This is a genomic window from Sulfitobacter sp. 1A13353, assembly GCF_043557255.1.
Classification (GTDB): domain Bacteria; phylum Pseudomonadota; class Alphaproteobacteria; order Rhodobacterales; family Rhodobacteraceae; genus Sulfitobacter; species Sulfitobacter faviae.
Genome location: NZ_JBIFFS010000005.1, coordinates 203,945 through 223,481 on the forward strand (window position 1 = coordinate 203,945; position 19,537 = coordinate 223,481).

The following is a 19,537-nucleotide window of genomic DNA, read 5'->3' on the forward strand; positions in this document are numbered from 1 at the left end:
AGGAGCGGCCCGCAGGGGCCGCTCCTTGAATTGTTTCGCAGTGGCGATGGGCGCTTAGGCCGATTTCGCCAGATTGCGCAGCACATAGTGCAGCACGCCACCGTGCTCAATGTATTCGATCTCAATCGCGGTATCGATGCGGCACTTCAGGGTGATATCCTTGGTGCTGCCATCCGCCATGGTGATCTTGCAGGGCACTTCCTGCAGCGGCTTGATCGTGTCCAGCCCTTCGATGGAGACGGTCTCATCCCCGGTCAGGCCCAGCGATTTGCGGGTGTCGCCGCCGGTGAACTCGAAGGGGATGACGCCCATGCCAACGAGGTTGGAGCGGTGGATACGCTCAAAGCTCTCGGCGATCACGGCCTTCACACCCAAAAGGGCGGTGCCCTTCGCAGCCCAGTCGCGCGAGGAGCCCGCGCCATACTGTTCACCACCGAAGATCACCAGCGGAGTGCCGTTCTCCTGATGCGCCATGGCGGCATCGAAGATCGAGGTCTGCTCGCCATCGGGTCCCTTGGTGTAGCCGCCTTCGACGCCGTCCAGCATCTCGTTCTTGATGCGGATGTTGGCGAAGGTGCCGCGCATCATGACTTCGTGGTTGCCGCGACGCGAACCGTAGGAGTTGAACTCCCGCACCGGCACCTGACGCTCGGTCAGGTACTGACCCGCAGGCGTGGTTTCCTTAAAGGAACCGGCAGGCGAGATGTGGTCGGTGGTGATCATGTCCCCCAGCACCGCCAGCACTTTCGCGCCTTCGATGTTGGAGATCGTGCCCGGCTCGGGCGACATGCCTTGGAAGTAAGGCGGGTTCTGAACATAGGTCGACTGCGGCGGCCAATCGTAGGTCTTGCTGTCGGTGGTCTCGACCGCCTGCCACTTTTCGTCGCCCTTGAAGACATCGGCGTATTTCTCTTGGAAGGCTTCGCGCGTCACGGTCTGTTCGACCAGTTCGGCGACTTCCTGTGTCGAGGGCCAGATGTCTTTCAGGTAGACGTCATTGCCGTTCTTGTCCTGACCCAGCGGGCTGTTGGTCAGGTCGTGGTTCATGTCACCCACCAGCGCATAGGCCACCACGAGGGGCGGGGAGGCGAGGTAGTTGGCGCGCACGTCGGGGCTGATACGGCCCTCGAAGTTGCGGTTGCCCGAAAGCACCGAGGTGCCGATCAGGTCATAGTCGTTGATCGCCTTGCTGATCGGCGCTTCCAGCGGGCCGGAGTTGCCGATGCAGGTGGTGCAGCCGTAGCCCACGAGGTTGAAGCCGATGGCGTCCAGATCGTCTTGCAGGCCCGCGGCCTCAAGGTAATGCGATACGACCTGCGAGCCCGGTGCCAGCGATGTCTTGACCCAAGGTTTGCGGGTCAGGCCCAGCTCACGCGCCTTGCGCGCCACGAGGCCCGCGCCGATCATGACATAGGGGTTCGAGGTGTTGGTGCAGGAGGTGATCGAGGCGATCACGATGGAGCCGTCATGCAGCTGGTAATGGCCGTCGTCGGTCATCACATAGCCGCGGTTGTGGTGGCCCTCGTCGCCGGGGATTTCCTGCGGCTCGGGCTGGCCGCCTTCGCCTTCCCAACGGATTTCGGAGTTCGCGGAGGTGTCTTTGCCTTCGCGGATGCCTTTGACGTATTCGGCGAAAGCGGTGTGCGCCTTGTCGAGTGCGATGTAGTCCTGCGGACGCTTGGGGCCCGAGATCGCAGGCACGATGGTGCCCATGTCGAGGCTCAGCGTGTCGGTGTAGACCGGCGCGTAATCCGCATCGCGCCACATGCCGTTTTCCTGCGCATAGGCTTTGACCAGCGCCACGCGATCCTTGTCGCGGCCGGTGTTGGTCAAGTAGCGCAGCGTTTCATCGTCGATCGGGAAGAAGCCACAGGTCGCGCCGTACTCAGGCGCCATGTTGGCGATGGTCGCACGGTCCGCCAGCGGCAGGTGGTCAAGGCCGTCACCGTAGAATTCCACGAACTTGCCGACCACGCCTTTTTCGCGCAGCATCTCAACCACTTTCAGCACGAGGTCGGTGCCGGTGGTGCCTTCCATCATGCGGCCAGTCAGCTCAAAGCCCACGACCTCGGGGATCAGCATGGAGATCGGCTGGCCCAGCATCGCGGCCTCGGCCTCGATCCCGCCAACACCCCAGCCCAGAACGGCAGCGCCGTTGACCATGGTGGTGTGGCTGTCGGTGCCGACCAGCGTGTCGGGATAGGCGACTTCTTCGCCATTCTGGTCCTTGTCGGTCCAGACGGTCTGGCTGAGGTACTCGAGGTTCACCTGGTGGCAGATGCCGGTGCCGGGGGGCACAACGCGGAAGTTGTTGAACGCCTTCTGACCCCACTTGAGGAAGGTATAGCGCTCGATGTTGCGCTCATATTCGCGGTCCACGTTCATCTGGAAGGCGCGCGGGTTGCCGAACTCGTCGATCATCACCGAGTGGTCGATGACGAGGTCGACGGGGTTGAGCGGGTTGATCTTGTCGGCGTCGCCACCAAGCGCCACCAGACCATCGCGCATCGCGGCAAGGTCAACAACAGCCGGCACACCGGTGAAGTCCTGCATCAGCACGCGGGCCGGACGGTAGGCGATCTCACGCGGGTTCTTGCCGCCCTTGGTCGCCCATTCGGCAAAAGCCTTGATGTCGTCTTGGGTGACGGTCTTGCCGTCTTCAAAACGCAGCATGTTTTCCAGAACGACTTTCAACGCCGCTGGCAGTTTGGAGAAGTCGCCCAGACCAGCCGCTTCGGCGGCGGGGATGGAGTAATAGGCGACGTTCTGGCTGCCAACGGTGAGGGTTTTCCGTGTCTTGGCACTGTCGTGACCGACTTGAATTGTCATGGCGGGCTCCCTTCGGGGTCTGATGGGTGGCTAGATTGCCGTCTCAATGCCACTACGGGCGCGGCGGTTCAACTGTTATCGGGCGGTTTCGCGCGATTTTGTATACCATTGTGTACCGACTTTAAAGGGGGCATCATGCGCGGCATGCGGCTGTGGGCGCTAACGGCCGTTTCAACAAAGGTTGATTGGTATTTTACCCTCCCGGCCGTTAGACCAAACCCATCACCGAGATATTGATCCGTCTGGAATTTTATGAAGCCCCTGATTTTTCCCGTCCTTGCCGCATTTTCGCTGCTGGCCGAGCCCTTGCAGGCTCAGCAGGAGCAGCCTGTGGTGGTCGAACTCTTTACCTCTCAGGGCTGTTCCTCTTGCCCCGATGCCGATGCGATGCTCGCCGAATTGGCCGAGCGGGAGGATATCATCGCGCTCGCGCTGCATGTGGATTACTGGGATTACATCGGCTGGGAGGATCCCTTTGGCGATCCGGCCCATGCCGAGCGTCAGCGCGGCTATGCCGCTGTCGGCGGGCGGCGCAGCGTTTATACGCCTGAGCTGATCGTGCAGGGGCAGACCGATATCGTCGGCGCGAAACCGATGAAACTGATGGACGCGGTCGAACGTCACGCAGAGGCCGCGCCGCAAGTGGCGCTGACGGTCGCGCGGTCAGGTGCAGCGGTTGAGATCACGGCAGATCCTTTGGCCAAAGGCGTGGGGCCGATGCAGGTCCACATGCTGCGCTATTCCCCGATGGAGCGGACCAAGGTCACCCGGGGTGAGAACGCGGGCCATGTTATGGAGCACAGCAACGTGGTGCAGGGCTGGCAGGTCTTGGCGGACTGGGACGGGGCGGCGCCCCTGTCACTGCGTGCCGAGGCCGAGGGCGATCTGCCCGTCGTGGTCATCGTTCAGCGCAAAGAGCAGGGCGGGCCGGGGGCGATCCTCGCCGCCGCGCGAGCCAAGTAAGGCGCGCCGTTAGGTTTCGTGAGGCCGCCAGCGGCGGTGCACCCAGAACCACTGTTCCGGCGTTTTGGTGACCTGCGCGGTCAGACTGTCGTTTAGCGCCTGCGTCATGGTCATCGGATCGCTATGCGGCACCGGCGCTTCGAGCACCACGTCAAAGCTGACGCCATCGTCCTGACGAATGCCGTAAAAGGGGATCAGCAGCGCATTATAGCGCAGCGCCAGTTCCGCCGCCGAGATAGCGGTGCGGGCAGGCTTGCCGATGAAATCGAGGATCGGCGCGCGGATGACATGTTGGTCGAACAGCAGCACCAGCCGACCGCCCTGTTTCAGATGCCGCACGAAGCCCGCCGTGCCGCGCCGCCCTTGGGGAAACACTGGCCCGCCGAAAGCTTCGAGCGTTTTGACGTAATGCGCGTTGAAATAGAGGTTTTTCATCTCGCGGTAGAGCCCGCCGATGTCATAGCCCCGCGCCACGAGGGAGGCCCGCGCCGCTTCGTAATTGCCGTAATGCCCGGTCACGAGGATCACCGGCTGGCCCGTGCGGTTGGCCTCTTCCAGCGCCGCCATGCCCGGCCCTTGCGGTGCGATCTCGGCCATGCGTTTGGGAAAGTCCTCGGCGGAGTAATTCTCGATAAAAGACCGCCCGAGATTGTTGAGGCAGCGGGTCGCGATTTCCTCACGCCGGGCAAGCGGCATCTCGGGCCAGACATGCTCAAGATTGTCCAGCGCACGGCGGCGGTAGCCCGCGAGCGGGGCCAGAATATGCTGCACCAATCCGCCGACAAAGCCGACCCGCGTCTTATATGGCAGGGCCAAAGCTGTGCGGATGATGCCGACGATCAGCAGGTTGCTAAGGTAATGCCGGGCCCGGCGACCGAAGGGATAGGGCTTTTTGGCTTTGGTGGCTGGGTCCGACATGGGCTCTGACAGGCTGTTAAACTTTTCCTGACATAGCCTGCGCCGACGCGCGCAACAAGCCATGCCGGGCGGCATAGGCCGGGGTCAGCCGTCAGAGGCCCGGGCAGGGGGCATTGTACTTTGCCGCCGGTGGAAAGCTTAGGCGGTGGCGTCCGGCACGCAGGTGCCGCTGCTGATGTCGAGTTTCATACCCTCCGCACAGGTCATGACCTGTTTGTCATGGACGCAGCCCGAGGCGAGGGCGAGGGAGGGGGCCGTGAGCGCCATGAGGGCGCCGAGTGTCAGTGCGAGTTTCATGTCGTTTGCTCCTTTGACAGGCGCGGATAGGGTACACCCACCCGCGCCAATCTCAAAGCGTTACGATCCGCGTGTTACGCGCCGAAGACGCGCTTGAAGATCGTGTCGACATGTTTGGTGTGGTAGCCCATGTCGAATTTCTCATTGATGCCGTCTTCGCCCAAGGCGGCGACGACCTCTTCATCGGCCAGCAGCAGATCGCGGAAATCGAGCCGTTCTTCCCAGACCTTCAGTGCGTTGCGTTGCACCATGGAATAGGCATCCTCACGGCTCACCCCCGCTTGGGTCAGGGCCAGAAGCACCCGCTGACTCATCACAAGGCCGGGGAACTTGTTCATGTTTTCCAGCATGTTGTCGGGGAAGATCAGCATCTTGTCGACGACGCCCGCCAGACGGTGCAGGGCGAAGTCCAGCGTCACGGTGGCATCGGGGCCGATGCCGCGCTCGACGGAGGAATGCGAGATGTCGCGCTCGTGCCAAAGCGCCACGTTCTCCATCGCCGGGATCACCGACATGCGCACGAGGCGGGCAAGCCCAGTCAGGTTCTCGGTCAACACCGGGTTCTTCTTATGCGGCATGGCCGAGGAGCCTTTTTGCCCCATGGAGAAGAATTCCGCCCCCTCCAGCACCTCGGTACGCTGCATGTGGCGAATCTCGATCGCGACGTTTTCAATGCTGCTGGCGATGACGCCGAGCGTGGCAAAGAACATCGCATGACGGTCGCGCGGGATGACTTGGGTCGAGATCGGCTCGGGGTTGAGGCCCAATTTCTCACAGACATGCTCTTCGACGCGCGGGTCGATATTGGCGAAAGTGCCGACAGCGCCCGAGATTGCACCGGTGGCAATCTCCTCACGCGCGGCGACGAGGCGGGCGCGGTTGCGGTCCATCTCGGCATAGAAACGGGCAAAGGTGAGGCCCATGGTGGTGGGTTCTGCGTGGATGCCGTGGCTGCGGCCCACGCGCACGGTGTCTTTATGCTCAAGCGCGCGTTTCTTCAGCGCGGCGAGCAGCTTGTCCATACCGTCGAGCAGCAGGTCGGCGGCACGGGTCAGTTGCACGTTGAAACAAGTGTCGAGCACGTCGGAGGAGGTCATCCCCTGATGCACGAAACGCGCCTCGTCGCTGCCGACATGTTCGGCCAGATGCGTAAGGAAGGCGATGACGTCATGTTTGGTCACGGCTTCGATCTCGTCGATGCGGGCCACGTCGAATTCGACGTCCTTGGCTTTCCACACGGCGTCGGCGTTTTCGCGCGGGATGGTGCCCAGATCGGCCATGGCGTCGCAGGCATGGGCCTCGATCTCGAACCAGATGCGGAATTTCGTTTCCGGCGACCAGACGGCAACCATATCGGGACGGGAGTAGCGGGGGATCATGCGCGCACCTTTTTAGGACAGGGGATGGGTCAAGGGCGGCATAGACTGACTTGGGGTTAAGGACAAGTCTGAGGGGGGAGGATGACGAGGGCCATCGCCTGCCCGCGGGTCGGCGATCATACGTAAGTCGGTGCCACTTTATGGCTCAACCATGATGTGCGCTCGCGAGGTTACGCCCGGCCTCACCAAATCGCCTACCCGGTCGCACCAAAGGTGCGCCAGTGTATATCGGCACGCCTTTGGCGTGACGGGCGGGCAGACGATGGCCCGGCGCCTGCGGCTTGATTCCGGGCCGGGATGGTAAACCTGTTGTAGCTAAAGCAGTTCGGTCACCACCGTCGAACTCCGCTCCAACGTCCGATGCACCGGACACTTGTCCGCGATCTCCAACAACCGCTGGCGCTGCTCCTCGGTCAAATCCCCCTCCAGCCGGATACGCCGCCGCCAAGTGTCGATCTTCTCTACTGCGCCGGTGCATGCGTCCTGCGCGTGCACCTTGTCGTGGCAGACATCCACGCTCACGCCGTCGAGCGGCCAGCCCTTGCGCCGGGCATACATGCGAATGGTCATCGAGGTGCAAGCGCCCAAGCCCGCAGACAGAAACCCATAGGGAGACATGCCGCGGTTGGTGCCGCCATAGGCCCGCGGCTCATCCGCCAGAGCGTGATGATGCGGGCCTGCGTTCACATCTTGCAAGAACCCATCGGCATCCGCTTCGGTCACGCGCACGATCCCTTCCGGCGCGCCGGGGGGCGGGGCGGGGGATTTCAGCGCCATGTAGCGATCCGCCCATGTGGCGATGATCTCTGCCGCATATTCGGCATCGCGTGGGCGGGTGATCAGGTGGTCGGCGTCGTCGAGGGTCACGAAACTTTTGGGGTGTTTCGCGGCCATGAAAATCTGTCCGGCGTTGTCGATGCTGACGATCTCGTCGCGCGGCGCATGCATCACCAGCAGGGCGGCTTTCAGCCCCGCGATATCGGGGGCAAGCGTGGCCCCCTGCAGATCGTCGATGAACCCCTGACTGATGGTGAAGGGCCGCCCGCCGAGATTGACCTCGGCACTGCCATTTTCAGAAATCTCGGGCAGACTCTCGGCGAAGTTATGGGTCACATGGGCCGGATCGAAAGGCGCGCCAAGCGTGGCGACGGCGCTGACATGGGGCAGTTGGGCTGCGGCTTTAAGCACTGCCGCCCCGCCAAGTGAATGGCCGATCAAAAGGGCGGGGGCCATGTCACGGCCCGACAGATAGCGGCAAGCGGCGAGCAGATCATCGACGTTGGACGAGAACGACGTCTCCTCGAAATCGCCCTCGGAATGCCCCAGCCCGGTGAAGTCAAAGCGCAGCACCGCAATCCCCATCGCCGCCAAACGGCCCGCGATGCGCCGCGCGGCGGGGATGTCTTTGCCGCAGGTGAAACAATGCGCGAAAAGCGCGGTCGCCAGATGCGGCCCCTCCGGCATGTCCAGCCGTGCGGAGAGTTCCGTGCCGCCCGGGCCGGGAAAGGTGATGCGTTCGATGGCCATGAGGCTCTCCAATTTGCTTGGCCTAAAGGTGACATCTCTAGCGGGCGGATCAAGGGCCGGGGCCGCGCGCTCACCCAAGCGTGACGCGAAAGCACTGCGCGTGATCGCATTTGCCCCCGGTTGTTGCTTTGTATACGACTTGTGCAAAACCCCTGTCGGAGACATATCTTGGCCCAGCCCCCCAAACCGAACCTGCACCCTGCCACCATCGCGGCCCAAGCCGCGGGCACCGTCGACCCTGCCTCGGGCGGGGTGGTGCCGCCGGTGCAATTCGCCACCACCTATCTGCGGGATGAGAATTACGATCTGGTCAATCCCGACAACGTCTATTTGCGCTCGCATAACGAAAATACCCGTGTGGCAGAGCGTCTGCTGAACGCGCTCGAAGGGGCCGACGAGACGCTGATCTTCCCCTCGGGCATGGCGGCCATCGCGGCGGTCTTTCGCACCGTGCCCAATGGGGCGAGCGTGGTGGTGCAGAGCCAGATTTACTGGGGCACGACGAAATGGATCCGCGATTTCTGCGCCCGGCGCCAGATCGCGCTGCATGAGGTGGACGCGAGCGACCTTGATGCCTTTGCCGCCCTGTGCCGCGCCGAAAAGCCTGACCTCTGCCTGATCGAGACGCCGTCGAACCCGTGGCTGCGGATCACCGATATCGCCGGGGCCGCTGCCGCCGCGCATGAGGTGGGCGCGACGCTGGTGGTCGACAGCACCGCAGCCTCGCCGGTGCTGAGCCACCCGTTGGAGCATGGCGCGGATATCGTGATGCATTCGGCGACCAAGGGGATCAACGGCCATTCCGATGTTCTGGCCGGATCGCTCGCCACCAATGACGCCGAGACGCCGCGCTGGCAGATGATCCGCGACGACCGCAATGAGGCGGGCGCGGTGATCGGCCCGATGGAGGCATGGTTGCTGGCGCGTGGGATGCGGACCCTGCCGCTCAGGATGCGCGAAATGTCACGCAATGCCATGGCCTTGGCCGAGTTCCTGTCGGATCATCCGCAGGTGGAACAGGTGATGTACCCCGGCCTGCCGGACCACCCCGGCCATGCGCTGGCCGCGCAGCAGATGCACGGGGGCTATGGCGGGCTGTTGTCCTTTGTCGTCAAAGGCGGGGCCGAGGCGGCGTTGAAAGCGGCGGGGCGGTTGCAACTGTTCCACCGCGCGACCTCGCTCGGCGGGGTGGAAAGCCTTGTCGAGCATCGCCACACGATCGAGCCGCATACCGGGATCCCCGAGGGGCTGTTGCGCCTGTCGGTCGGGATCGAGGATGTCGAAGACCTTGGCGCTGATCTGGGCCAAGCGCTCGGGCAGTAAAACGAAATTGGCCGCGCACCCTCGCGGCCAATCTTGCCTCACCGTTCAGACCATTCCTGCAACTTATCGATCACCCCATCAGTCAGCGATTGCAGATCCTCCTGCACCGCCAGTGCCGGGCAGGGCTGGTCCAGCCGCGCGGCCATATCGCCCATGTGGAAGCCATTCGCGCTGTCGAGCGTCTCTAATTCCTCCCAAGTCACCGGCACGGCGACCGGCGCACCGGGGCGCGCGCGGAGGGAGTAGGGCGCGATGGCCGTGGCACCGCGTTCATTGCGCAGCCAGTCGATGAAAATCCGGCCCTTGCGCTTGGCCTTGGACATGGTCGCGACATAGCGGTCGGGGTCTTGCGCGGCCATGACATGGGCAAAGGTCTTGGCGAAAAGTTTGACCGTCTCCCAACCGCGCGTGCGGCGCAGGGCCAGCCAGACATGCACGCCCTTGCCGCCGGTGACGATGGCCCCCGATTGCAGGCCGAGGGCCGCCAGCGCATCGCGCAGCTCAAACGCTGCCGCGCGGACTTCGGCCCAGTCCAGCCCTTCATCGGGGTCGAGATCAAAAACCAGCCTGTCGGGGCGGTCCAGCCGGTCCACCCGCGCGCCCCAGATGTGATATTCCAAACTGCCCATCTGCGCCGCCGCGATCAGGCTTTCGGGGCGCGTGGCATAGAGGTAATCCGCCGCGTCGCCATCGCTTTCCTCGATCGAGACGCGCGACAGCGCGTCGGGCATCCCGCCGCTGTCGTGTTTTTGAAAGAAACATTGCCCGTCAATCCCCGAAGGGCAGCGAAAGAGTGACAGCGGGCGGTGGCCCATGAGGTCGATCATCCGCGCCCCGACACGTTCGTAATGCCGTGCCACATCACCTTTGGTGCAGCCCGCATCGGGGAAGACTCTGCGGTCGGCGTTGCTGATCTGCACGCCGCCGATCTTGCTGTCGCTATCCATTTTAGGCTCCTCTTGCGGTTCCTCCACGGTCACGCTGCCCGCGTCCTTATCTTCGCGCAGGCCCAGAAAACTGCCGTGCCGGATCACGCCATCGGCGGTAAACTCGGCAAAGTCGACCTCGGCCACCAGATCGGCGCGGACCCATTTGGCATCGCGCGCCACCTCCGCAGGCACATCGCTTGCGGGCGGGGTCTTGCGGGCGGTCATGGCGCGGGCGAGGTCGGCCATCACCTCCTCGGAAAACCCTGTGCCGACGCGGCCCTTATAGCGCAATTCGCCGCCCTCATGGCTGCCCAGCAGGAGCGAGGCAAAGGCGCGGCCCTTTTTATCGGAGGGGGAATAGCCGATGATGACGAATTCCTGCCGCCGGGTGCATTTGACCTTGAGCCAGCTTTTGCTGCGCCTACCAGCATAGGGCGCGTCGATGCGTTTGGAGATGATCCCCTCGGCCCCGGCTTTGCAGGCGCGGTCGAAGACTTCGGAGCCATGGCCGACGATATGTTCACTCAGCCGCAGCGGCCCGCCTGCGGGCACGCCGGATAGCAACTGCGCCAGACGCGCGCGGCGGTCCATCTGCGGCGCGTCGCGAAAATCCTCGCCGTCGAGCGACAGCAGATCAAAGGCGTAAAAGACCAGAGGATGCCCCTCTTTCAGCGCTTTTTGCAGCGAGGAGAAGGCCGAGCCGTTGGTCTTGGCCGCCATGACCTCTCCGTCCAAGAGCGCCCGGTCGCAGGGCAGCGGATCAAAGGCGGCCCCAAGCGCGCCGAACTTATCGGTCCAATCTTTGCCGGAGCGGGTGAAAAGCCGCGTGCCGTTCTTGCCCAGGGACACCAGACAGCGGTAGCCGTCGAACTTCGTCTCATGCATCCAACCGTCCCCCTCGGGCGCGTCGGCGACGAGGGTGGCAAGCTGAGGTTTGACGAAAGCGGGGTTCTTGCCTTTGCGCTTGGGGCGTGGGGCGGCGACCTCTTTGGCGGGGGCGTCCTTGGCGATCTCGGCCATTGTGCGGCCCGTTGTGATCGACCGGGCGGTGCCTTTGGTCAGCCCATCGGGCAGGTCGCGGGCATAGTCGTCGCGCTCTTTGATCAGCAGCCAATTCTCGCGCTTTTCCCGGCCCCGCATCCGCACCAGCGTCCAACCGCCCTGCATGTGCTGGCCTTGCAGCGTGAACTTGAGCTTGCCGTCTTTCAGCCCCTTGGCCACATCGCCCTGCGGCATCCATGTGCCCCGATCCCAGAGCATGACCGTACCGCCGCCATATTGCCCCTTGGGAATCGTCCCCTCAAAGCCGCCGTAGTCGAGCGGGTGGTCCTCGGTCCGCACGGCAAGACGTTTTTCCGACGGGTCGGGGGAGGGGCCTTTGGTGACAGCCCAGCTTAGCAGCACCCCCTCCCATTCAAGGCGAAAATCATAGTGCAAGCGGGTGGCATCGTGTTTCTGAACGACAAAGCTTTGCCCCGCGCCGCTGCCGATCTGGCCGCGCGGTTCCGCTGTCGCCTCGAAATCGCGTTTGGCGTTGTAGCTGGCCAGCCTGTCTGGGGATTTGGCCATCACGAGGCCTTCTTACGCGGCGCCTTTTTCTTGGCGCTGGATTTCCCGCCGCCCGCTTCTTTCAGGCTCTCTTTCAGCGCGCCCATGAGGTCGATCACATTCTCGCCCTCGGCGGCGCTGTCATCCCCGGTCTGCACGCGCGGGGTCTTTTTGTTCTTTACCTTCGCATCCAACAGCTTTTGCATCGCCTCGGCATATTTGTCGGTATAGGCGGAGGCGTCGAAGGGCGCGGTTTTCTTGTCGATGAGCGAGGTCGCGACGTCGAGCAGTTCCTTGTCGGTCTTGTCGTCCTCGATATCGGTGAAAATCTGATCCGCCTCGCGCAGCTCATCGGCATAGTGCAGCGTCTCCATCAACAGCCCGTCGCCGCAGGGTTTGACGCAGGCCAGATATTCCTTGCCGCGCATGGTGACTTGACCCAGACCAACCTTGCCGGATTGGCGCAGCGCATCGCGCACCACGCGGTAGGCGTCTTGGGCCAGATCGTCGGAAGCGGTGATGTAATAGGGTTTGTCGAAATAGAGCGGAGAGATTTCGCAGACATCGACGAATTGCACCAACTCAAAGGTCTTTTTCGTCTCCAGCTTGATCTCATCCACCTCATCGGGGTCGAGCAGGATATATTCGTCGCTGCCGACCTCATAGCCTTTGACGATATCCTCGGCCTTGACCGGGCCGATGCCGGGCACGGATTTCTCATAGCGGACCCGCTTGCCCGAGGGTTTGTGAATTTGCCGGAAGGAGACCTTGGAACTGGTCTTGGTGGCCGAGAATATCTCAACCGGGATCGACACCAGCGAGAGGCGAAGTTGACCTTTCCAAAGTGCGCGCGGTGCCATGAGAACTCTCCTATTTGCCCTTCGCGCGGCCCAGCTTATCGGCTTTGACCGCGTCGCGTTGGCCCATCGGCTCATCCGGGCCGGTGGTGCTGTCCTTGCGGGTCTGGGCCTCCATCTCGGAGTTGAACTCAGCCCCCAGAAGCACGATGAAAGCCGAGATCCAGAGCCACATCAGCAGGATGATCGCCCCGGCCATGCTGCCGAAACTTTCATTGTAGCTGCCGAAGTTGCTGACGTAGATCGAAAACCCGATGGAGGCGACGATCCACAAGATGCAGGCGATGATGGAGCCGGGGGTGAGCCATTTCCACTCCGCATCGTCGCGGGCGGGGCCGTAGCGGTAAAGCACGGCCAGAGCGAGCGCGGTAAGTGCGGCAAGCAGCACCCAGCTGCCGTAGGTGAGCAGCGTCTCGACCCAATCGGGCAGGGCGAGAAAGGCGACCACAGCGGGCACAGCCAACGTGGCCGCAAGGCCCAAAAGCAGCACGCCGATCAGCATGAGGGTGAGGCCAAGCGTCCAGATCAGTTTGGAGACGAAACCGCGGGTCTCATCCTCGTCATAGGCGACGTTGAGACCTTCCATCAGACTGCCTACACCCTTAGAGGCGGAGTAGAGCGCGAGGCCCAGACCGATCAGAAAGGCCCAGCCGAGGCCTGTCTCTTCCGACCCGGTCACGGCGACGGCTTGGCCGAGGATGATATTGGCGGCTTCTTCGGGAATGAGGTTCACGAGGGATTCCAACTGCGCCGTAACCTGCGCGGGCTCCATCACCAGACCGGCCAGCGCCATCAGGGCGGTCACGGCGGGGAAGATTGCCAGCAATGCGTAAAAGGCGACACCAGCGGCGACAAGCGACACATGATCGGCGGCGATCTCATCCTTGACCCGCAATAGGATGTCTTTCCATCCGGGGGCCGGTATCTCCATCGGCGTTTCCGCTTTCCGTCCGCGCGCCATATCTGGTCCTTTGACGTTGAATTCGTATCGTAAAATATGCCCGCCCCCGAGGTCGGGAGCGGGCGTGGCTTGGCTTAGCTCTTCACGTCGCCGAGCTTTTGCTTGTCGGCTTCGCTTTTAGCCGCGTCCGCGACGCGCTGACCGCTTTCCTTTGCCTTTTTCACGGCGGCATCGGCGGCGGTCTCTTCGTCGGCGGCGGCATCGGCATTGTCTTTGGTCTCTTTCAAGACTTTGCCTGCCTCATCCGTCGCGGCCTTGGCGACCTTGCCCAGCTTGTCACGCTCTTCCGCGTAGATACGCTCGGCCTCGTTAAAGAGCGCATCGCTGTGCTCGCCCATATAGGCGTCTTCGGTGCGGCTGCGGGGCAGGGCGGCGCCGATTGCGGCACCCACTGCGAGGGCCAGCGCACCGGCGACCATCGGATGCTCTTCGAACATGTCCGAGGCACGCTCACGGCCCTGACGGGCATAGCGGCCACTGGCGTTCCACGCATCCACGGCGCGGGCACGGGCCATCACGATGCGCTCACGCGCTTCGGCGGTCATGTTTTCAGTGCCTTCCGACAGACGGTCCCGCATGGCATGGGCACGCTCATTGGCGGCATTCGCGCTGTCGCGTACGCTGTGGGCCGCGCCGCTGGCGGTGTTGCGGATGCTGTCCACGGCGGAACGGGTGCCATAGGACGCGCGGTCACGGGCATAACGAGCGCCACTGGCGACCGAGGAACCGGCGGAGCGGGCACGCCCGGCAGCCGAGCTTGCAGCGCCCTTGACGCTGCCAGCAGCCGAGCCTGCGGCACCGGATACACCGCTCGCGGCGGAGCCTGCGGCCCCTTTCACGCTGCCTGCGGCAGAGCGGGCACGATCACCCAAACCACGGCCATCATCGTCGTCGTGATGCACGTCACGGGCCCATGCAGGTACATCATCAGCCGCGCCGCGTTCGGAGCCATAGCTGGTGGCATAGGCGCTTGCGGGGGCAGAGGAACGGCGCGCGTCGCGCACGGCGGGGCGGTTTTCGGTATTGGTCACTGGTACCGGCACGGGATGTGCGCGGTCGCGGTCCAGACCTTCGTAGCCCCGGCGGTCACGGCTGTTGCCGCTGCCGAACATCATCCACGCAAGGCCCGCACCTGTCAGCGCCAATGCGACCGGGTTGCGCTTGGCCGCGTCAGAGATGGAGCGACCCCAGTCGCCGCCATGCTCGCGGAACTGGTCAGAAAACTGACGCGCGATGCCTTCGACCGAAAAGCGGTCTTGCAGATCGTCCAGCGTATCGGCCAGACCGGCACGCTCCCGCTCGATTTCGCGTTCAATTTCTTCGGGGTTTCTGGAGTCATTTGTCATCGTAGACCTCCTTCATGGTCTCTGCGTCACGCTTGACGTTTTTGGCGGTGCGGCTCGGTGCAAGGCTGCTGAACTTCAGATCATTGGTGCCTTTCTGGATCATCACATAGGCGACGATGGCCAGAAGAACGCCCACGATCACGGCGGACCAACCGGCGGCGATGCCAGCTTCGGTCAGGGCGGCCACGAGGGCGGCGCTCAGCACGTTCAGGGCGGTGAGGGCCACAACCACGGCGCCGACGATCAGGCCAATGGCCACGCCCGCATGTTTCAGGTTCTCATTCACCTCGGCGCGGGCCAGATCGACCTCTTTGCGCATCAGCGAACTGACGTGGGAGAGGGCTTCGGTCAGCAGGCTCCCGGCGGATTTATTGCTTTCGGTGGTCATACTTTATCTCCTGTAACGACGTTGGGCGCGGCAGGCTGAGTTGTCGGCTGAGCGGCGGTGCGGCCGGGCACGGTGCTGGCAGCACCGGTGGGCGGCGTGCCGGTCATGGGGCGGTCGATGCGGTCATCGTCGTCATATTCGACGCCGGTGCCGCCGTAGCCGCCCTGAGGCCGATCGCTGGAGGCTTTGGCGAAACGGGTTGCCACGAAGCCCAAAAGGGCAGCGCCACCGAGGAAGACCATCGGGTTGCGCTTGGCGAAACCGTTCAGGTCGCCCATCATTTCGCCCAAGTCCTTGTCGCGCATGCTGTCAGAGACATCGGCAAGGCCGTCGGCCAGCTGGCTAAAGCTGCGCTCCTGCGGGGAGCCGCTGCGCAGCTCATCAGCCGCGGTGCGTAGGGCAGAGGCCACACCCTTGACCTCATCAGCAGCGGTGTCGCGCGCTTGGTAGGCATAGTTGGTCGCTTCGGCGGATACGGTGTCGGCCACGTCGCGGGCCTGCGCCTTGGCGGATTCAGCAGCGTTGCTCGCGGCGGCGGCAGCTTTGTCTTTTGCAGCGGTCGCCTGCTCTTTGGCGGCGGCGCTTTGGGTCTGTGTGGTGTTGTTGTCGGGCATGGTGACCTCCTTTAAAATACGAGATTCAGGATCGCGAGAACGACCACGATCAGGCCGATGAGGTAGAAAATTCCGTGCATGGGTCCCTCCATTCGTCTGCAGCAAATATCTTATCTACAGTCCAACGACTGACGCCGCGGGCGGTTCCCCCGCCGGGGCAAAAGAATGCTGGGAACCCTTTGGCCTATAGGAATTAAACGGGCGCAGAAGCCCGCCGAGCGCGCAAACGCAAGCGGCGCGCCCCGATTGGACGCGCCGCCGCTTAACATAGTTCAAGTGGGCTATTAGCCGTCGATGCGGCTGGCCATGATGGCGATGGCCTTTTGATAAACCCCCGCCGCGTTCCACGCCTGAATAACGCGGAAGTTCGGCTGACCCTCTTGATAGCCCGCCCCCGGCTGCCAGCCTTTCTGGCGCAGGAAATTGGCGGTAGAGGCCAGCGCGTCGACCTGATTGTAGAAATCGACCCGACCGTCGCCATTGCCGTCAACGCCATAGCGCAGCGCGTTGCCGGGCAGGAATTGCGTATGACCCAACTCACCATGTTTCGCGCCTTGGGTGTTGGAGGTGATGGCGCCGCGGTCGACCAGTTTCAGCGCGCCGATGGCATGGGGCACGAAAAAGTCGGACCGGCGGCAATCATAGGCCAGCGTGGTGATGGCTGAGACGACAGCGCTATTGCCCATGAAACCGCCAAAGCCCGTCTCCATCCCGTGGATCGCCAGCAAGACCCCCGCAGGCACGCCATAGCGCTGCTCAAGCGCGTTATAGAGCCCGGCATTGCGCGCTTTGCGTTTGCGGCCTTGGGCCACGATCGTATCCGCGCCGCGCACCTGCATGAACTTGGACAGGGAGTATTTGAAGGATTTCTGGTTCCGGTCGGCGGCGATGGTGCCATTGGCGTAGCGCGCGCTTGCCAATGCGTCCAAGCCGCGCTGGCCGACGCCTGCGGCGCGGGCCTCTTGGGCGAAAGCGCCTTTCCATGTCTCAAAGCCATTGGCCGTATTGCCGCATTGCGCGGCCAAAGTCGGCGCGGCCATGAAGGTGCAGATGGCCGCGGTGGTGGTGAAAAGTGTTCTGAACATGAGATTGACCCTCTGCGTCTGTGTGCCGAGCAGAGGTTAGCCCATATGGGAAACGGTTCAACTCACTTGGCGACCGAAAGGGAAAATCTTTGGCCCTCAGCGGGGCAGTAGCGCGCGGATATATTCAAAGGCGGTGCCAGCCCAGAGATTGACCTGCGGCGCGCTGTCTTGGGCGAAGCTTGCCCCGCCAAAGAGCAGGCCGATGGTTGCCAGAAAGACCAGCCCTTTGCGGCTGCGCTTGGCGCGGCGCTGCTTGCCGCGCGCCTGTTTCGCGCGCTGTTCAATGCGGTGCAGCCGCTCGTTAAAGGTCGTCGTGGAAATCGCCATCTATCCGCTTCCTTAGCCGGGTCTTGGTAAAGAGTGCTTAAGCGCTGTGGCTCTTTTATGGCGATGGTGGGGCGCGGGGCGGTCAGCCGCCCAGAAAATAGGAGGCACCTGCAAAAGCCGCGATCCCGGCGCCGATAAAGCCCAGCAGCATCAGCAGCCCGTCGCGATAAAGCAGCGCGAGCCCGAAGATGGAAATCACGATCATCGGCGCGGAGGTGGCGAAAGGCACAACCTCAAGCGGGGGGACGGAAAAGCACAGGCAAAGGATGACGACACAGGCGACCTTTTGACCCGTGGGGCCCGCGATGCGCGATAGCCGGGCCTGTAGCTTGTCGTCGATCCATTGCGAGACGGGCCGCAGCCATTCGACGGATTTTAGCACCTTGTCGGTATCCAATGTGCGCTTGCGCAGCCAGTTTGGGGCCCAGAAATGCTCATACCCCAGCAGCATCCGCAGGGCGAGCAGCCCCACCAGAAGGGCCAGCGCAGTGGGAAAACCGGGAATGCCGCCCAAGGGGGTAAGCTCCATCAGCGGCAGAACGGCAAGGGCGGGGCCATAGCCGCGCTGGTCGAGCGCGTCGATCAATTGGCCAACTTCAACGGTCTCTTTCCCCTCGGAGGCGTCTTTCAACTCATCGACAACATCCGTCAGCGCCGTTGAATCATCGGCCATGATGCGCACTCCTTCTTTGCTGCTCTGCCAAGGCAACGCGGTAGGGCAGGCTCTGTTCCGAGGGGTGCCACGCAAAAGGGCGCGGAATGAACCGCGCCCTTTCGATCTTCTCTCTCGCCCCCGCGGGGCCGGTGGCTGATCAGCAGCTGTAGTACATGCCGAATTCAACGGGGTGCGGGGTCTGTTCGAATTTCAGAACTTCTTCCATCTTCAACCCGATATAGCCTTCGATCTGGTCGCGGGTGAACACGTCACCGGCCAGCAGGTAGTCCATGTCGTTGGACAGCTCGTCCAGCGCTTCGCGCAGCGAACCGGCCACTGTCGGAATGTCCGCCAGCTCTTCCGCGGGCAGATCATAGAGGTTCTTGTCCATCGCCTCGCCCGGGTCGATCTTGTTCTTGATGCCGTCAAGGCCGGCCATCAGCAGGGCGGAGAATGCCAGATAGGGGTTCGCCGCCGGATCGGGGAAACGGGCCTCGACACGCTTGGCCTTGGGGCTTTCGGTCCACGGGATACGCACGCAGCCCGAACGGTTACGCGCGGAGTAGGCGCGCAGAACCGGCGCTTCGAAACCCGGGATCAGACGCTTGTAGCTGTTGGTCGTCGGGTTGGTGAAGGCGTTGAGCGATTTGGCGTGGGCCAGAATGCCGCCGATGAACCACAGCGCTTCTTGGCTGAGGTCGGCGTATTTGTCACCCGCAAACAGCGGCTTGCCGTCTTTCCAGATCGACATGTTCACGTGCATGCCCGAGCCGTTGTCGCCAAAGACCGGCTTCGGCATGAAGGTCGCCGATTTGCCATAGGCGTGAGCCACGTTGTGGATCACGTATTTGTACTTCTGGATTTCATCCGCCTGTTTGGTCAGCTCACCAAAGATCAGACCCAGCTCGTGCTGGCAGGAGGCAACCTCGTGGTGGTGCTTGTCGACCTTCATGCCAAGGCGCTTCATGGTCGAGAGCATCTCGGCGCGCAGGTCTTGCGCTTCGTCCACCGGATTGACGGGGAAGTAGCCGCCTTTGAGGCCCGGGCGGTGGCCCATGTTGCCCATTTCATAGTCGGTGTCGGTGTTCCACGAGCCGTCGGACGCGTCAACTTCGTAGGATACCTTGTTGACTTCGTTCGAGAACTTGACGTTGTCAAAGAGGAAGAACTCGGCCTCGGGGCCGAAGTAGGCGTTGTCGCCAATGCCGGAGGAACGCAGGTAGGCTTCGGCCTTCTCGGCAGTGCCACGGGGGTCACGCTCATAGCTTTCGCCGGTGTCGGGCTCAACGATGGAGCAGTGCAGGCAGATCGTGGTTTCGGCATAGAAGGGGTCGACATAGGCGGTGCTAACGTCGGGCATCAGCTTCATGTCGGAGGCTTCGATGCTTTTCCAACCTGCGATGGACGAGCCGTCGAACATGAAGCCTTCTTCGAGGAAGTCTTCGTCGACCAGATCGCTCACGATGGTAACGTGCTGCAAGGCGCCGCGGGTGTCGGTAAAGCGGATGTCGACATATTCGATGCCTTCATCTTTGATTTTGCTCAGGAATTCCTGGGTATCCATCGTGTAGGTCCTTTATGGTCTATTCGT

17 protein-coding genes are annotated in these 19,537 nt (G+C 62.8%); 2 read left to right on the forward strand and 15 right to left on the reverse strand.

Features of this window, described 5'->3' with window-relative positions; genetic code table 11:
- Nucleotides 1-54: 54 nt before the first annotated feature.
- Nucleotides 55-2,829, reverse strand: coding sequence for an aconitate hydratase AcnA (gene acnA / locus ACGYLO_RS13910; RefSeq protein WP_271689674.1), 2,775 nt, complete (start codon nt 2,827-2,829; stop codon nt 55-57).
- A 252-nt stretch (nt 2,830-3,081) separates the two neighbouring features.
- Here acnA and ACGYLO_RS13915 point away from each other — a divergent pair, with 252 nt between their 5' ends.
- Entirely contained in the window at nt 3,082-3,792 is a 711-nt protein-coding gene (locus tag ACGYLO_RS13915) for a thioredoxin family protein (protein WP_271689675.1), read from the forward strand.
- Nucleotides 3,793-3,801: 9 nt separating this feature from the next.
- On the opposite strand, the gene ACGYLO_RS13920 is transcribed toward ACGYLO_RS13915, so the two are convergent.
- From ACGYLO_RS13920 to ACGYLO_RS13935, 4 genes are all read right to left on the reverse strand, one after another.
- Nucleotides 3,802-4,710 (reverse strand): lysophospholipid acyltransferase family protein, encoded by a 909-nt coding sequence (locus ACGYLO_RS13920; protein ID WP_394376862.1) that lies wholly within the window; start codon nt 4,708-4,710, stop codon nt 3,802-3,804.
- A 138-nt stretch (nt 4,711-4,848) separates the two neighbouring features.
- Nucleotides 4,849-5,007, reverse strand: coding sequence for a hypothetical protein (locus tag ACGYLO_RS13925; protein ID WP_162931827.1), 159 nt, complete (start codon nt 5,005-5,007; stop codon nt 4,849-4,851).
- Between the two features lie 74 nt (nt 5,008-5,081).
- Nucleotides 5,082-6,386, reverse strand: coding sequence for an adenylosuccinate lyase (gene purB, locus ACGYLO_RS13930; RefSeq protein WP_271689678.1), 1,305 nt, complete (start codon nt 6,384-6,386; stop codon nt 5,082-5,084).
- A gap of 315 nt (nt 6,387-6,701) precedes the next feature.
- Nucleotides 6,702-7,913 (reverse strand): bifunctional alpha/beta hydrolase/OsmC family protein, encoded by a 1,212-nt coding sequence (locus tag ACGYLO_RS13935; protein ID WP_271689679.1) that lies wholly within the window; start codon nt 7,911-7,913, stop codon nt 6,702-6,704.
- A gap of 168 nt (nt 7,914-8,081) precedes the next feature.
- Here ACGYLO_RS13935 and ACGYLO_RS13940 point away from each other — a divergent pair, with 168 nt between their 5' ends.
- The gene (locus ACGYLO_RS13940) at nt 8,082-9,236 is read left to right on the forward strand and encodes a PLP-dependent aspartate aminotransferase family protein (protein ID WP_271689680.1); all 1,155 of its coding nucleotides are present in this window, start codon (nt 8,082-8,084) and stop codon (nt 9,234-9,236) included.
- A gap of 38 nt (nt 9,237-9,274) precedes the next feature.
- Here the strand turns inward: ACGYLO_RS13940 and ligD are convergent, their stop codons facing one another.
- The 10 genes from ligD to glnA all read right to left on the reverse strand — a co-directional run bounded on the left by ligD (nt 9,275) and on the right by glnA (nt 19,510).
- Complete coding sequence (gene ligD / locus ACGYLO_RS13945; RefSeq protein ID WP_271689681.1) at nt 9,275-11,734, reverse strand: DNA ligase D; 2,460 nt, start codon at nt 11,732-11,734, stop codon at nt 9,275-9,277.
- Nucleotides 11,734-12,573 carry a Ku protein gene (locus ACGYLO_RS13950; RefSeq protein ID WP_271689682.1) on the reverse strand — a complete coding sequence of 280 codons (840 nt, stop codon included), beginning with the start codon at nt 12,571-12,573 and terminating at the stop codon, nt 11,734-11,736. The genes ligD and ACGYLO_RS13950 overlap by 1 nt, the downstream gene beginning before the upstream one ends.
- Before the next feature lie 10 nt (nt 12,574-12,583).
- Nucleotides 12,584-13,531 (reverse strand): YihY/virulence factor BrkB family protein, encoded by a 948-nt coding sequence (locus tag ACGYLO_RS13955; RefSeq protein WP_271689683.1) that lies wholly within the window; start codon nt 13,529-13,531, stop codon nt 12,584-12,586.
- A 74-nt stretch (nt 13,532-13,605) separates the two neighbouring features.
- Nucleotides 13,606-14,877, reverse strand: a complete 1,272-nt coding sequence (locus ACGYLO_RS13960) for a DUF3618 domain-containing protein (RefSeq protein WP_271689684.1) — start codon at nt 14,875-14,877, stop codon at nt 13,606-13,608.
- Nucleotides 14,867-15,265, reverse strand: coding sequence for a phage holin family protein (locus tag ACGYLO_RS13965; RefSeq protein WP_271689685.1), 399 nt, complete (start codon nt 15,263-15,265; stop codon nt 14,867-14,869). The genes ACGYLO_RS13960 and ACGYLO_RS13965 overlap by 11 nt, the downstream gene beginning before the upstream one ends.
- Nucleotides 15,262-15,879 (reverse strand): hypothetical protein, encoded by a 618-nt coding sequence (locus ACGYLO_RS13970; protein WP_168613080.1) that lies wholly within the window; start codon nt 15,877-15,879, stop codon nt 15,262-15,264. Before ACGYLO_RS13970 ends, ACGYLO_RS13965 begins: the two co-directional genes overlap by 4 nt.
- Nucleotides 15,880-16,163: 284 nt before the next feature.
- Nucleotides 16,164-16,964 (reverse strand): lytic transglycosylase domain-containing protein, encoded by an 801-nt coding sequence (locus ACGYLO_RS13975; RefSeq protein ID WP_394374197.1) that lies wholly within the window; start codon nt 16,962-16,964, stop codon nt 16,164-16,166.
- Nucleotides 16,965-17,060: 96 nt separating this feature from the next.
- Nucleotides 17,061-17,291: a hypothetical protein gene (locus ACGYLO_RS13980; protein WP_271689686.1), complete on the reverse strand. Its 231-nt coding sequence runs from the start codon at nt 17,289-17,291 to the stop codon at nt 17,061-17,063.
- 82 nt (nt 17,292-17,373) lie between these two features.
- Nucleotides 17,374-17,964, reverse strand: coding sequence for an exopolysaccharide biosynthesis protein (locus tag ACGYLO_RS13985; protein WP_271689687.1), 591 nt, complete (start codon nt 17,962-17,964; stop codon nt 17,374-17,376).
- 139 nt (nt 17,965-18,103) lie between these two features.
- Nucleotides 18,104-19,510 carry a type I glutamate--ammonia ligase gene (glnA, locus tag ACGYLO_RS13990; protein ID WP_168613076.1) on the reverse strand — a complete coding sequence of 469 codons (1,407 nt, stop codon included), beginning with the start codon at nt 19,508-19,510 and terminating at the stop codon, nt 18,104-18,106.
- Between the last annotated feature and the right edge of the window lie 27 nt (nt 19,511-19,537).